This is a genomic window from Vibrio sp. 378, from assembly GCF_033339435.1.
Map to the genome: position 1 here is coordinate 1 of NZ_JAWOUO010000367.1, position 809 is coordinate 809.

The 809-nt window shown below is 46.2% G+C and carries 1 protein-coding gene; it reads right to left on the reverse strand.

The window, feature by feature from the left end; translation table 11 throughout:
- Nucleotides 1-809: RNB domain-containing ribonuclease (locus R7Q48_RS26320; protein WP_318133140.1), on the reverse strand; the 809-nt coding region annotated here is incomplete at both ends.

Sequence of the window (809 nt, forward strand, 5' to 3'; positions counted from 1 at the left end):
TTATCGATAGAGATTGTGCCGTTGTCGCCATTGCACTCAATTCGTTCTTTATTATCAAGAATCAGGGCACCAGGAATAAAGGCTGCTGCACCATTTTCGAGAAGTCGAACACGTGCACCAGCACGATTAATATCGAAAATCTCACCTGTGAAACAAGTTTGCTTGCTTGGTTCATCCGCAAGAGTACGTGCGTATAGCCAATCAGACACGTTACGCTCTGCAATTTTGTGGTGCTTACGGTGCAGTGCCAGTTCTTCACCCACTTGATCGTCAGGTTTTTGTACTGGTTCTTTATCTAGAATCACCGCTTTTAGCATACGGTGGTTGATCATATCGCCATATTTACGAATTGGGGATGTCCAAGTCGCATAAATGTCTAGACCCATCGCGTAATGAGGAAGAGGTTGGTTACCCACTTCACTGTATGCTTGGAACTTACGAATGCGATTGTCTAGGTAAGATGTCTCTTGAACCGCTAACCAACGACGTAGAGCCGCAAAGCCTTCAAGCGTTGCAATCGATTCTGCTGTGAATTCTAGCGTACCCTCAGGGTTAACGAGTTGCACAACTTCTTCGATTTTCTCTGGTTTCAAACCTGCGTGAGTGTTGAATACGCCAGTTTCGAATTTTTCACGCAGTGTACGGCCTGCACAAATGTTCGCCGTAATCATCGATTCTTCAACAAGACGGTTTGCACTGCGGCGCATATCAGCGTGAATCGCGATAACGTCATTGTCTTCACTTAGCTCAAAACGGTAGTCAGGACGGTCTGGGAATACGACTGCGTTTTTCTCACGCCATTCTGCGCG